This window comes from Psychrobacter sp. 1U2 (genome assembly GCF_051847575.1).
On sequence record NZ_JBPYDC010001141.1, the window covers coordinates 1 to 691 of the forward strand.

General features: G+C 43.8%; 2 protein-coding genes. Both read right to left on the reverse strand.

All coding sequences use genetic code 11. The annotated features are described in order from the left end of the window. A partial coding sequence (locus ACS8FD_RS20850) for a response regulator (protein ID WP_439277271.1) occupies positions 1 to 289 on the reverse strand: 289 nt, incomplete at its 3' end. Between the two features lie 54 nt (positions 290 to 343). Beyond that, a partial coding sequence (locus tag ACS8FD_RS20855) for an ATP-binding protein (protein WP_439277272.1) occupies positions 344 to 691 on the reverse strand: 348 nt, incomplete at its 5' end.

Genomic DNA, 691 nt, shown 5'->3' on the forward strand with positions numbered 1-691 from the left:
CAGCATCAGAAACCGTAAACAATAAAGTCTTGGCCTCGATGCCGCGAGACTTGATCTCCCTTAAGGTCTCAATACCTGTCAGTATCGGCATTTTATGATCCAATATGACCAAATCAACCCTATTGCTAACCAAAAAACCTAATGCTTCTTGCCCATTACTGGCTTCACTAACCACCTCTACATCATCCTCAAGGCTTAATAGCTCGGCGATGCCTCGGCGCAGCATAGGATGATCATCGACTAATAGTAGTTTGGCAGGAGAGGTTGGGGTATAGACATTCAGACTCATAAGATGCTCACAAATTAAAAGTGTTACAAGGTAGTCTAATTAATTAGTTGTCAGTTAAAAAGACTCGTTAAAATCAGTGGTTTCCGTCATATAGTCGGTGAAAAAATGGGGTACAAATCTAACAATGACACTGACGCCCGTTGGTTCATTGGCAGTGACAATCAGGTCGCCGCCAAGCTTATAAGCCCGCTCTTTCATAATCATGAGGCCATGATGCTGCGTTTGATTGACCGTACCTGACATACCGATGCCATCGTCTATCACTGCTAGGGCGATATAATTGCTCTCGTCATCATAGCCTAAATCTATAGTGACGTTTTTGGCTTGCGCATGACGGCTCACATTGGATAGCGCCTCTCTGATAATTTGTATCAGATGTACCTGCTCAGCGGCACTCAAATT